Annotated in this window: 11 protein-coding genes and 2 pseudogenes; 9 read left to right on the top strand and 4 right to left on the bottom strand. The window is 60.3% G+C overall.

Annotation, left to right across the window (positions count from 1 at the left end):
* Positions 1–51 precede the first annotated feature (51 nt).
* The 3 genes and pseudogenes from ACOYW2_RS28050 to rocF form a co-directional block, all read left to right on the top strand.
* Positions 52–237: pseudogene (locus ACOYW2_RS28050) on the top strand (hypothetical protein); the annotation flags it as partial.
* The gene (locus ACOYW2_RS28045) at positions 234–965 is read left to right on the top strand and encodes an ornithine cyclodeaminase family domain (protein WP_482768730.1); all 732 of its coding nucleotides are present in this window, start codon (positions 234–236) and stop codon (positions 963–965) included. The pseudogene ACOYW2_RS28050 and the gene ACOYW2_RS28045, both read left to right, overlap by 4 nt.
* 121 nt (positions 966–1,086) lie before the next feature.
* Positions 1,087–1,839, top strand: coding sequence for an arginase (gene rocF, locus ACOYW2_RS28040; protein WP_482420916.1), 753 nt, complete (start codon positions 1,087–1,089; stop codon positions 1,837–1,839).
* A gap of 22 nt (positions 1,840–1,861) precedes the next feature.
* Here the strand turns inward: rocF and ACOYW2_RS28035 are convergent, their stop codons facing one another.
* The 3 genes from ACOYW2_RS28035 to ACOYW2_RS28025 all read right to left on the bottom strand — a co-directional run bounded on the left by ACOYW2_RS28035 (position 1,862) and on the right by ACOYW2_RS28025 (position 5,013).
* Positions 1,862–2,395 carry a dihydrofolate reductase family protein gene (locus tag ACOYW2_RS28035; RefSeq protein ID WP_482768729.1) on the bottom strand — a complete coding sequence of 178 codons (534 nt, stop codon included), beginning with the start codon at positions 2,393–2,395 and terminating at the stop codon, positions 1,862–1,864.
* Positions 2,396–2,758: 363 nt separating this feature from the next.
* Positions 2,759–4,165 (bottom strand): M14 family metallopeptidase, encoded by a 1,407-nt coding sequence (locus ACOYW2_RS28030; protein WP_482768728.1) that lies wholly within the window; start codon positions 4,163–4,165, stop codon positions 2,759–2,761.
* The gene (locus ACOYW2_RS28025; RefSeq protein WP_482414489.1) at positions 4,159–5,013 is read right to left on the bottom strand and encodes a D-alanyl-D-alanine carboxypeptidase family protein; all 855 of its coding nucleotides are present in this window, start codon (positions 5,011–5,013) and stop codon (positions 4,159–4,161) included. Before ACOYW2_RS28025 ends, ACOYW2_RS28030 begins: the two co-directional genes overlap by 7 nt.
* A gap of 430 nt (positions 5,014–5,443) precedes the next feature.
* On the opposite strand from ACOYW2_RS28025, the gene ACOYW2_RS28020 reads away from it, so the two are divergent.
* The 4 genes and pseudogenes from ACOYW2_RS28020 (at position 5,444) to recD2 (ending at position 8,911) form a co-directional block, all read left to right on the top strand.
* A complete protein-coding gene (locus ACOYW2_RS28020; RefSeq protein ID WP_482768727.1) occupies positions 5,444–6,154 on the top strand; it encodes a septal ring lytic transglycosylase RlpA family protein in 711 nt (236 codons plus the stop codon).
* 11 nt (positions 6,155–6,165) lie between these two features.
* Complete coding sequence (gmhB, locus tag ACOYW2_RS28015) at positions 6,166–6,726, top strand: D-glycero-beta-D-manno-heptose 1,7-bisphosphate 7-phosphatase (protein WP_482768726.1); 561 nt, start codon at positions 6,166–6,168, stop codon at positions 6,724–6,726.
* A gap of 12 nt (positions 6,727–6,738) precedes the next feature.
* Positions 6,739–7,314: pseudogene (locus ACOYW2_RS28010) on the top strand (YrrC family ATP-dependent DNA helicase); the annotation flags it as partial.
* A gap of 19 nt (positions 7,315–7,333) precedes the next feature.
* Positions 7,334–8,911 (top strand): SF1B family DNA helicase RecD2, encoded by a 1,578-nt coding sequence (gene recD2 / locus ACOYW2_RS28005; protein WP_482768725.1) that lies wholly within the window; start codon positions 7,334–7,336, stop codon positions 8,909–8,911.
* Between the two features lie 16 nt (positions 8,912–8,927).
* On the opposite strand, the gene ACOYW2_RS28000 is transcribed toward recD2, so the two are convergent.
* Entirely contained in the window at positions 8,928–9,335 is a 408-nt protein-coding gene (locus ACOYW2_RS28000; RefSeq protein ID WP_482768724.1) for a DUF1178 family protein, read from the bottom strand.
* Between the two features lie 466 nt (positions 9,336–9,801).
* On the opposite strand from ACOYW2_RS28000, the gene ACOYW2_RS27995 reads away from it, so the two are divergent.
* Complete coding sequence (locus ACOYW2_RS27995) at positions 9,802–10,434, top strand: TIGR04211 family SH3 domain-containing protein (protein WP_482414485.1); 633 nt, start codon at positions 9,802–9,804, stop codon at positions 10,432–10,434.
* 137 nt (positions 10,435–10,571) lie between these two features.
* On the top strand, positions 10,572–12,278 hold the full coding sequence (gene nadB, locus ACOYW2_RS27990) for an L-aspartate oxidase (protein WP_482768723.1): 1,707 nt from the start codon (positions 10,572–10,574) through the stop codon (positions 12,276–12,278).
* The last annotated feature ends 401 nt before the right edge of the window (positions 12,279–12,679 follow it).

Raw genomic sequence — 12,679 nt, 5'->3', positions numbered from 1 at the left:
CACGCCACCAGCAACCACCCCGAATACGTCCACGTCGCCCCGGGGACCTGGGTCCTTTTGCACAAAAACCGTATGGACACGGTGATTCGAATGGACGGGGAAACACCCGAGGCCGTGGAGGCAAGGCGACTGAAAAAAGGGGACAGGGTGGTGGTGGGCCGGGGAGAGGAGGGGAGAGTGTCGATATCATACTACTGTTTGCAAGGCAGGGGCCGTCCAAAAAATTTGCCTTCATGACCAGAGGCAGCCGGGAGACCCCCTTCTCGCGAAGCTACGATCACCTCTACGACATCCTCCGGCACGAAAAAAATGAGGGGTTCATCACCTGGGTGCTGGGCCCGGCCGTGGCCTTTGACAAGGACAGCAGAGACGCCATGGCAGGGATCATCCGGGAGGGGTACTGCCACGCCCTCATGGCCGGAAACGCCCTGGCCACCCACGACATGGAGGCCGGTGTCTACGGCACGGGCCTGGGCCAGGACATCTACACCCGGGAGCTCAAGCCCCTGGGCCACTACCACCACCTGGACCTGCTCAACAAGGTGCGGAGAACAGGCTCCATCCCCGCAGCCCTTGAAGGGCTCGGCATCACCGACGGCATCATGCACGCCTGCGAAACCTGCGGGGTGCCCTACGTCCTGGCCGGATCCATCCGGGACGACGGCCCCCTGCCCGAGGTGGAGACCCACACAGGCAAAGCCCAGGACCGCATGCGGGTCTTTGCCGCCCAGGCCACCTGCGTCATCACCCTGGCCACCCAGCTCCACACCATCGCCTTCGGCAACATGACCCCGTCCTACCGGGTCCTGGACGACGGCACGGTGCGCCCCGTCTTTTTCTACGTGGTGGACATCAGCGAGTTCTCCGCAGACAAACTGGCCAACCGGGGATCGGCTCAGTCCACGGCCATCCTCACCAATGTGCAGGATTTTATGATCAACCTTGCCAACAACCTGATCCCATGAACCAGACCATCCGCATCATCGGCGTCCCCATCGACCTCGGCCAGCCCCGGCGCGGGGTGGACGCCTGGCCGCCATCAGGTACGCCGGCCTTGCCGAGCACCTCGCCCGCCTGGGCTACCACGTGGAAGACCGGGGCAACATCCACGTGCCCGTGCGGGACACCGTGCCCGAGGTACAGACCGTGGCCGAAATCGCCCGGACCTCGTCGGCCTGCTACGACCAGGCCCGCAAAGCCATCGAAGACGACACCATCCCCATCTTCCTGGGCGGGGACCACACCATTGCCGTGGGATCCGTGGGGGGCGTCACCCACGACGCCCCCTGCGGGGTGGTGTGGATCGACGCCCACGCCGACTTCAACACACCGGCCATCTCCCCCTCGGGCAACGTCCACGGCATGAGCCTCTCCATCCTCCTTGGCAACGGCCACGAGGCCCTGGTCTGTTGCGGGCGCAGCGGGGCCAAGATAAGGGCCGACCAGGTGGTCCTGGTGGGCATCCGCGATCTCGACCCCCTGGAAAAAGAGGTCCTTGCCCGCTCGGGCATCACCACCTTCACCATGCGGGACATCGATGAGATGGGCATGAGCCGCGTGGCCCGGGAAACCGTCTCCCGCCTCTCCCACCTGGGACGCCTCCACGTGAGCCTGGACATGGACAGCCTGGAGCCCGCCGGCGCCCCTGGGGTCGGCACCCCGGTGCCCGGAGGCCTCACCTACCGGGAGGCCCACCTGCTCATGGAGATCCTGGCCGACTCCCACCTCCTGAGCTCCATGGACATCGTGGAGATCAACCCCATCATGGACACCTCCAACCAGACCGCCACCCTGGCCGTTAAACTGGCCGTCTCCCTCTTCGGCAAACGCATCCTGTAAGGCTAAGGCTGACGTAAAAATCTTATCGCTTGCGCCGGTAACGGGTCTGCACCAAGGCCTCCAGATGGACATCGGTGCGCACATGCTCAAAGGCCATGGCCTCGGGAAGGTCACCGAACAGCGGGGTGCCGCCCCCAAGCAATACGGGCACCGTGGTCAGGGTCACCTCATCGACGAGGTCCTCGTTCAGGAACCCCTGCACGGTCTTGCCGCCGTCGATATAGAGGTGGTCATGCCCCCTGCCGTGAAGGGTCTCCACAACCTCTGCAAGGGCGCCTCCAACCAGCTCGGCCTTCCCCTCGTACCCCGTCGGCAACGACGTAAGGGTACGGCTCAGGACATACACCGGCTTGCTGTACGGCCAGTCGCAGTCAAAGCCGCAGACCACCTCAAAGGTCCGTCGCCCCATGACGATGGCGTCGATGCCCTCCATGAAATCCGCCCACCCGAAATCCAGGTTGTCCGGGTTGGGCACGCACTGCAGCCAGTCCAGCCCGCCGTCCCTGTCCGCAATGTAACCGTCCAGGCTGATTCCTATGTACACACTGATTGACATCGCTGCCTCCTGTATTGAATGAATGCCGTGATGAATGACTGGACCCCATCGGCCAACATGACAACACGGGAAAGATACGGTTATGGGAGTGATGACGAGAGAAGAGAAACAAGGCAGGGTTAAGCAGCTGAGTGTCAGCTATGAAAAACAGCCTTCCGGCGGCCCTGCCGGGGGCCAAACTTTTAAAAAGTTTGATAAACAGGTCTTATGAACGTCTCGGCTCCGCTGAGCGTTATCAGTGAGCCGACTGTTATAAATGTACGGGCATGTTACGAAAAGCGGCCCGCCTGGGGCAAGCCGAATAGGCACAAGAGCAGAAAGCCTGCGAGCACCCCAGGCAGGGCCCCGCAGGCTCACCTGTGATTACACGCCATGGGCATCATGGGGAGCGGTCCCGTCGTCGAGTTCTCCCACGAGCTTTCCGGAAGGCCCCTGATCCCGGGTATTTTCCTGCCTGGCCAGGGCCTCCTTGGAGAAGTCCACCAGGACCATGCCGGAGAACTTCTCCTGGTTGTAGAACTCCACCCGGTAGAGCATGCCCGCCTTGTCCACGGAAAAACGGCGCTGGATGTTGCGCTGGGAGATGGGAATCCCGGATTCGTTACGGACATTCTTCTGGGTAAATCCGATGACGTTGACCCTCAGCCCGGAGGTGGGGTCCACGGTGAACTCCTCCCGCACCGGGACAATCTCCCCGAAGGCCACCTGCCTGCTCACCCCGTCCACCGTCATCTGAACGGAATCAACCGAGGTGTCGTACTCGAAATACTCCGGATGCAGCCAGGTAACGCGCCTGTTTCCGTAATAGATCCGAACCCCCTGGCCGGTATCCACGGCAGCCATGAGGGGATTGCTCGGCGAGAACTCCATGGGGTTCTCTTTTTTCAAGGGGATGTACCGCAGGTTGTTCCGTGCGTTTTTGACGTCCAACACGATGCGCTTGTCGTTGAGGGCAAAGCTCACGTTGTCGTTGATGGCGTGCTTCACCCCGGCAGAGGTCAGGTCAAAGCGCCTCTGGTAGGTGATGTCGAGCTCCTTGAAAAAGGACTCGATGGCGCGGATGTGGTAATACGCCCGTTCATGGGTGGGCAATGACTTGCTGGCCTCGATGCCGAAGGCGGGCTTGTTGTTGCGGATGGTAAAGTAGGTGAGGGTCTTGGCCATCTCCACGTTGCCTTCACGGGTTCTGGTGTTCATGAAGGTGTAGGTGTGGGACGGATCGAGAAGGGCATTGTTGACCTTTTCAACCGTTCGGGTCGCCATCTCCGAGAGGTTGCCGAACCGAACCCCCTCCAGGGCCTCCTGGTCCGCGATGACGCACTGCCCCCAGCGGTTGGGGTTGCGCAGTCTGTCGATGTACGTGTCGCGGTAAAACCCGCTTCCGTCATGGAGGTTCAGCACCAGGTCCACCTCATCATTTAAGATGAGTTTCTTGATCTTTTCGATGGTGCCGTATTCCGGGTCGCTCTCCTTGATGTCGGCGAACTTGCGGTTCAGGTCCCCGTAGACGCCTCTGGAGCGCTTGATGATGCTGAGGAAATTGAGGTTGGGAACCACCCAGACGCTGCCGGAGGTGATGGTGTAATGGGTGGTGATGATGGACGCGGCGTTGAAGCCCCCCGGCTCGTCGCCCTGGATGCCCCCGACAATGAGGATCGTGTTTCCGGGAACCCCGGACTCCATCTTGTGGACGGAAAATTCCAGGGACGATGCAAAGGCCGCCGACGTTGATACGATGGCGCAAACGACTAGTACGATGAATCTCAGCATGATTGCAACTTTACCTTAATATGCCATGGTTCAAAACGGACCCCGAGGTAATTCCCTTTGCTGTACCGGAGTTTGATGTAGCCCAAATCTTCGAGTTTTTTGTAGATGGGGGTGTCCGTGAACTTTTCCGTAAAATTGAGCACCCCGAACCCGACCTGACCGACATCAAAATCGCCGACGCCGTGGAAGGAGTATCCCGGGGGAGCCAGGGAGCGGGAGGCCAGGGAAAGGTTGCCGTCGTTGCTGTGGGCTTTGCTCAAAAAGAGCATGAACTGCTTGGTGACGCTTCGCAGGCCCGAGGTGAGAATAACGTCATCCCCGATGTCTTTCTTGATTTTTTTGTACATCTCAAGGGGCAGCCCCTTGTACAGGTAGTTTCCCGTGTAAGGAATCTTGACGGCTTTGGGTTCGTCAATGGTGTCGGTGAGGTTCTTCAGGGGCTTGTCCCCCATGAACCCGTAGAGAAGGCTGTCCTCATAGAAGATCATCTCCATGAAGTCCAGCTCCTTCTTGGTGAACCGCCCCACGCTTGTGTAGGCTTTGGCCGTTTTCACGGCACCATCGAAACTCAACAGGGCAAAGTGACCGTGCCCCACGATGCGTTGGATACGTTTCAGGCGACTCAGGGCGCTTTTGAGGGTCACTTTCTGATCGGCACGGAGAAAGATATCTTCGGTGTGCTTTTCGTCAAAATTCTCAATCTTATTCAGGTAATCCTTGATGTACCGGTCATCGATGGGCTGCACCTCGTCTTTGAACACGGACATCCACGCAGCGTAAGCCGGTGACGGGACCATGGACCCAAGGGTACCTGCGGCAGCAAGCCTCAAAAAATCTCTTCTGTTCATAATCACCAGAAAAATAAAACGTTAGTATCACTGCCGACGCGCCATGTTTCAGCCCGCCCCACAGCCTTTGCCGACAGTGTATAATTGCGTATCAACCTACCATAACACGTCCCCCGGATCAAACCTGCCACAAGAAAATCCAGTCGAAACCAAGGGGACTTTGCATGCCTTCATGCCACTGGAAATTCAGCATTCGCACACACGGATTCCGCCTCATTTTTTCCGCCTTATCCGCGTCGCCGTGTTTTCCTTTCCGGCCGGGGCCTGGCCCTGTCTTCTTCCCCCGGGTATAAACCTGTGATATGACCCTTCTGAGATAAAAGCCCGGGCAGACACACCTCCCATGGGAAAGAAGGATTCCCCGCACGCCCCAGCGCCCGACACAACCACACGGTTTCCATCACGTTCCGAATCTCCAAGGAGTCACCATATGAACCGCACCGAACACGCCCTTCTCACCCTGTTCCTTGCAGCGCTCCTCCTGCTGACCTCGGCATGTGCCACCAAACAGCCCGCGAGGACCGCCGGCGCTCCCCGTCCCTACAAGGTCCTGGGCAAATGGTACCAACCCCTGGCAACGGCCGATGGGTACGACGAGGTGGGCATCGCCTCCTGGTACGGCCCCAAGTTCCACGGCAAGCCCACGGCAAGCGGCGAGACCTACGACATGCACGCCATGACCGCCGCCCACAAGACCCTGCCCCTGGGAACCATGGTCCGGGTAAAGCACCTGGGCAACGGCAAAACAGTCACCTTGAAAATCAACGACCGCGGCCCCTTTGTGGGCAAGCGGATCATCGACCTTTCCAACAAAGCGGCCCATGCCATCGGCATGGTGGGCACCGGCACGGCCAAGGTACGCGTCACGGCGCTGAAGCCCAAAAAAACCGCTGCGGCTAAGCCCCTTACCCGGGGTGATTTCGGTGTCCAGGTCGGCGCCTTCAGCAGCCGGAGCAATGCAGAGGCTTACGCAGCCCGCCTTACCGACCGGTACAGCCTCCTTCCCGTCAAAGCCATGGAGGGGCCAGACGGCCTCAACCGGGTGGTGGTGGGACACCTCCTCAGCCGGGAAGCCGCCGTGGACCTGAAACTCCGCTTAATGGAAGACGGCTTTACCCAGGCCTTTATCCTCTCCCTATAGGACAGATTCGCATGCCCATCACCACCGTATTCATCGATCGCGACGGGGTCATCAACCAGGACTCCCCCCACTACATCAAAACCGTGGACGAGTTCCACTTTCTTCCCCGAAGCCCCGAAGCCTTTGCCCTCTTGAAGGCCCACGGCCTCTCGGCCATGGTCATCACCAACCAGTCGATCATCGGACGGGGCTGGGTGACCCGAGAGACCCTTTCGGCCATCTTTGACAAGATGACAGCGGGCATTGAAGCGGCCGGGGGCTCGGTGGACGGTATCTTTTTCTGCCCCCACACCCCGGACGACGGCTGCGCCTGCCGGAAACCCAAGCCCGGCCTCATCCACGACGCCTGCAACACCCAAGGCATCGACCCCGCCTCCTCGGTGATGATCGGGGACAGCGCCAAGGACGTCCTCTGCGGAAAAGCCGCCGGGTGCGCGGCCACCGTGCTCGTACGAACCGGAAACCCCGACAAAGCCCTGGCCGCACTGGACGCCGAAGGCCAGCGCCCCGACCATGTGGCAGACACCCTCTTCGACGCGGTCCGCTGGGTCTTAGACACCTTGGGCTCGTAGCAAGGCAGCTCCATGAACACCATCACCCTGTCCGGACGCATCAAGCGCATCCGCTACCGAAATGAAGACAACAGCTACACCATTGCTGACCTTGTCACCGACGACACCGGGGTCACCATCACGGTGGTGGGGACCCTTGCGGGCATCGACCTGGAGGACCGGCTGCGCCTGTCCGGCACCTGGGAGAAGCACCAGCGTTTCGGCGATCAGTTCCGCATCAGCGAATACGAGCTGATCTTTCCCGAAACCGGGGAGGAGATAAAAACCTACCTCAAGCGCCTGGGGGTCAAGGGCCTCTCCACCCCCAAGATCCGAACCCTGGTGGAGCGATTCGGCGCCGAGACCTTAAGCGTCATCGAAACCTGCCCGGAAAAAATCACCGGCCTCAAGGGCTTCGGCAAGAAGACCATGGAGAGCCTGCGCGAGGCCCTCACCCGCCAGATGGAGGTCAAGCGCCTCATCGCCTTTTTAAAGGAACACGGCATCCCCGTGTCCCAATGCGCCCCCATCCACAAACGGTACGGAGCAAAGGCCACCGAGTGCATTAAAGACAATCCCTTTACTCTACTCTTCGACATAAACGGCATGGACTTTAACACCGTGGACCATGCAGCCCTCTCCCTGGGGATCGCCGAAGACGACCCCAGAGGTCCGGGCCTGCCTCCTTTTCGTGCTGGAGCAGTTCACCTCGGACGGCCATGTCTTTGCCCCGGCAGGCAGCCTCATCACCCGCTGCATGGAGCAGCACCACATGGAACACGAGCCCCTCACCGCGGCCCTGGAAGAGCTCAAGGCCAAGGGACGCGTTGTGTCAGAGCCCCTGGACCGGAACGGCGAAGCCATCCAGGCCGTCTACCCCAAAGAGCTCTTCCGGGCCGAAGAGGGCATTGCCCGGCGCCTGGCCATGATGCTCTCCATGCCCGAAGAGGCCCCTGCCATCACCCGTGAGGAGATCCTGGAGACGGTGCTGTCACGCCTGGCCATCAAACTCTCCGACGAGCAGCTCGAAACCCTGGAAGAGATCCTCTGCCACCGGGTGGCCGTCATTACCGGGGGCCCGGGCACGGGAAAGACCACCCTGGTACGCTCCATCGCGGCCCTCTGCGACCACCTGAACCACGAGACCGTCATGGCCGCCCCCACGGGCCGGGCCGCCCGACGCATCACCGAGGTCACCGACAAAAAAGCCTCCACCCTGCACAAGCTCCTGAAATACGACTATGCCACCGGTGCCTTCGAGCACAACCGGGACAAGCCCCTTTCCGGCGACGTCTTCATCATCGACGAGGTCTCCATGGTGGACACCCTGTTGATGCACCGCTTCCTGGACGCCGTGCCCGTTGAGGCTACCGTGGTCTTTGTGGGGGATATCTTCCAGCTCCCCTCGGTGGGGCCGGGCAACGTCCTGTCGGACCTCATCGCCTCGGACCGCCTCAAGACCTATGCCCTCACCCGCATCTTCCGCCAGGCCCAGGAGAGCCCCATCGTCATGAACGCCCACAAGGTCCGCACCGGTGAGTTCCCGGATGCTCACCCGGAAGAAGGCAAAGGGCCTTCGGAGTTTTACTTCATCGAAACCGGTGATCCGGTGAAGGTGATGCAGCGGGTGGTGGAACTCTGCGCCAAGCGGATCCCGGCCACCTACGGCTACACCCCCTTGGAGGAGATCCAGGTGCTGACCCCCATGCACAAAGGGGACGTGGGGACCATCAGCCTCAACGTGGCCCTGCAGGAGGCCCTGAACGAAACCGGAGATGCCCTCCAGTCCCTGGGGGGCATTCGCGAAGGCGACAAGGTGATGCACCTGAAAAACAACTACGAAAAAGAGGTCTTTAACGGGGATATCGGGATCATCTGCGAGGTGAACAAAAAAGAGAAGACCCTCAAGGTGAATTACGAGGGAAGGAAGGTGGCCTATGAGACCGAAGAGCTGGACGAGCTGACCCTGGCCTACGCCATCAGCGTCCATAAATCACAGGGCTCGGAGTACCCGGCGGTGGTGGTGCCCGTCACCACCCAGCACTACCCGCTGTTGCAGAGGAACCTCCTCTACACGGCCATGACCCGGGGCAAAGAGCTGGTGATCCTCATCGGCACCCGGCGGGCCGTGGAGATCGCCCTGTCCAACAACCGGCCCAACATGCGCTGCTCCCACCTGGACCGACGCCTGGCCGGGATGGCGTAAGGGCCATCACCGGAAGTTAGGCGTCTTCGGTGCCTTTCTTGGCGGGAAGGGGGACCTTGAACAGGGGGACGCCCTCTTTTTCGAGGACCTTTTCCTCTTCCGGGGAGCTCACCCCCCGGATGTTCCGGGGCTCGGAGACGCCGTAGTGGATCTTCAGGGCTTCCTTGGCAAAGTTGGCCCCCACGTCGTCGAAGTTCTGCTCCATGAACTCCACGATCTTGGCGCTGACGTCTCCCACGGCCAGGCCGCTGCTCTGCCGGGGACCCGACGGGGCGTTCACCGCCTTGGGGATGGCAAAGGTGCTGGGAACGATAAACACGTTTCTGTTGTCGCAAAAGGGACAGGTAACCAGCCCCTGTTTCTGCTGGTCTTCAAAGGCTGTCTTGTCGTCGAACCACCCTTCAAGGTATGTCCGTTGGCACACTGCAGGTCAGGTGATCCACAGATCATCACCGGTATCGATGGGATCGCTAATGATCAAAATATAGGGTTTACGCGGAATCCGGCCATCATGGAACGGGTATACATACCATACTTGAACCATGGGTAAACAGTGATTTTTTCCTTCCAATGGGGCGGTGAGTTTGTATATGGTAAACCATCCCGAGGGATGGGAACCACACCGCCCAGGTGACGATACGCCATCGCCACGGGAGATAATGTTTTAGTTAAATTGGGATGTCCATCTGGACCGATTCAACGGTTCACCAGGGGAACGGAAAAGGCGGGTTGCGCCCACGCACCTTTCCGGGCCCCTTAAATATTGACAACACCGGAACGCCTATCCGAACCATGAACCCGGAAAGGGCTGCGACGTCACTTTCCGAAGGTCCCGTTCCAATGCCCCTCACGTGCTCTTGATTCAGGGGCCCAACGCGCAGGAGTCAACCATGAAAATCAAAGCTCTCATTACAGCTTGTCTGCTCTTTTCCGCGGCCCCGGCCGCAGCCCAAACCCTGTACATCACCGACCGTATCAACGCGACCTTTCGCGGCGGCCCGGGGACCGAGTACAGCATCCTGAGGGGGCTGCCCTCGGGCACGGCCGTGGAGGTCGTCGAGGACGGAGAAAAGTGGACCCGTGTCACCGTGGACGGAGAGGCCGAAGGCTGGGTCCTGACCCAGTGGCTGGTCCCCACCCCCACCAAAGGGGTGCTCCTTGACAAGCTCCAGGCCAAGCACGACCGGGTCCTTAAGTCCCGCACCGAGCTGAAGGGCCAGCTGGCAGAGCTGAAGAAAGAGAACAACGAGCTGAAAAAGAACCTGACCGATACGGAAAAACGCGCCGCCGAATCCGGCCAGGCGTATCAGGAGCTCAAAAAGAAATCCGGCAACTTCCTGCAGCTGGAAGAGGACTACAAGGAGACCAAGAACCAGCTGGCCAACCTCTCCAAAAAGGCGGACATCTTAAACGACCGCCTGGCCAAGAAGAACATGATCTGGTTCCTGGCCGGAGCCGGGGTCCTGCTCGTGGGCTTTATCATCGGCTCCAGCTCCCGAAAGAAGAGAAGTTCATATTATTAATGTAGGGGATGCGTCCCGCCCGGGACTGCCCGCCACGGGACCGCCCCTTTTCAAAGATGTCCATGGGGCCTCTGCCGGCCGTGCCCGGATAACACGCATCGCACAGCGTCACGATTTTCATCGTTACCGAGGCCTTTATGAACATCACGTCTGATTTTCTCGTTATCGGGTCCGGCGTCGCCGGACTCACCTTCGCCCTGAAAGTCGCCGAACACGGCACCGTCACTATCGTTACCAAAAAGGCGGTCTCAGAAAGCAACACCGCTTACGCCCAAGGGGGCGTAGCCGCCGTCCAGAGCGACATCGACTCCTTTGACCTTCACATCAAAGACACCCTTGACGCCGGAGACGGCCTCTGCAACCGGGACGTGGTGGACATGGTGGTCACCCAGGGCCCCGAACGGGTCAAGGAGCTCATAGACCTCGGAGTCAAGTTCAGCCTCTGCGACGACGACGCCCACAGGGCGCCCGGCACCGACTACGACCTGGGCCGCGAAGGGGGTCACTCGGAAAAAAGGGTCCTCCACGCAGAGGACATGACCGGCCGGGAGATCGAACGCGCCCTGGTGGAACAGGTCCGCGCCACCCCCGCCATCACCCTCCTGGAAGAGCACATTGCCATCGACCTCATCACCGTCTCCACCCGGGTCAAGAGCGGGATGATCACCACCACCCGGGACACCACCTGCTGCGGGGCCTACGTCCTGGACAAGGACGCCGACACCGTCAAAACCATCGCCGCCAAGGTGACGGTCCTGGCCTGCGGGGGCTCGGGCAAGGTCTACCTCTACACCAGCAACCCGGACGTGGCCACAGGGGACGGCATTGCCATGGCCTGGCGGGCAGGGGCTTCCGTGGCCAACATGGAGTTCATGCAGTTTCATCCCACCTGCCTCTACCACCCGGAGGCCAAGAACTTCCTCATCTCCGAGGCCGTGCGCGGGGAAGGGGCTGTGCTGAAAAACGAAAAGGGCGAGTGCTTCATGGAGAAGTACGACCCCTTGAAAGATCTGGCCTGCCGTGACAAGGTCTCCCGGGCCATCGACTCCGAGCTTAAAACCAGCGGGGCCGACTCCGTGTTTCTGGACATCTCCCACAAGGATCCCGCCTTTGTCAAAAAACGCTTCCCCAACCTCTGGCAACAGGGCCTGAAGTTCGGCTTCGACATGACCAAAGACCCCATCCCGGTGGTGCCCGCCGCCCACTACATGTGCGGCGGGGTGGCCACCGACCTGGACGGGCGCAGCGACATCAAGCACCTCTACGCCATCGGGGAAACCGCCTGCACGGGCCTCCACGGCGCCAACCGCCTGGCCAGCAACTCGCTTCTGGAAGCCCTGGTCTACGCCCACAACGCCGCGGCCAGCGCCATAGAAGACGCAAAGGCCTGGAAGGCATCGGACGTTCAACTCCCCCGCTGGGACGACGTGGGCGCCACCGACAGCCAGGCGAGCCGTGGCTTCATCAGCCAACCGCGCAAGCCGCCGCTTCATGTGGAACTATGTGGGCGTGGTGCGCTCGGACAAGCGCCTCTCCCGGGCCCTGAACCGCATCGAAAACATCCAGAGCGAGATCCGGGAATACTACTGGAACTTCCGCGTCACCGCCGACCTCATCGAGCTGAGGAACATCGCCGTGGTGGCCGAGCTCATCATCCGAAGCGCCATGAAAAGGCGCGAATCCCGGGGGCTCCACTACACCATCAACTGCCCCGAGAAAAACGACGCCGCATGGCTGCGGGAGACGGTGCTGAAACGCACCCTCACCAACATATAAGACAGGAACAACGTAACTGTTCAGCTCAAACAAGCCTCCGGCGGCCCTGCCGGGGGCCAAACTTTTGAAACGTTTTACAAACAGACCTTAAGTAAGCCTTTCCAGGCTTCGCCGAAATAGGTTCGACTTTTTCGCTCCATTGGGAATGTTTTTTACGATGCTTTTTTTATAAAAGCGCCCCCGGCGGCAAGCTGGACAAAAGATAAAAAGGGCCATGGAGATCACCTCCATGGCCCTTTTGTGTCTGATTCGTAAAAATGACTTAACAGCCTGTTGCCTGACATTCTGCAGGGTGTGCTTGCGCACCATCTGTTCGGAAAACCGACGCCTTTTGCCATGTCTATGCTGCGTGAAGGTCACCCGTGCATGGGGCTTCATGACCGTTACGACCCTTCGGCGGTGCGCAAGCGCATCCTACCTCACATCCCCTGCACCGTCGGCAACGCGTCACACTCTCATAGGGGCTGTT

The organism is Desulfoluna sp. CLI2B, assembly GCF_056847375.1.
Note: the sequence above shows the minus strand (reverse complement) of the source record. Positions and strands in the feature narration are given on the sequence as shown.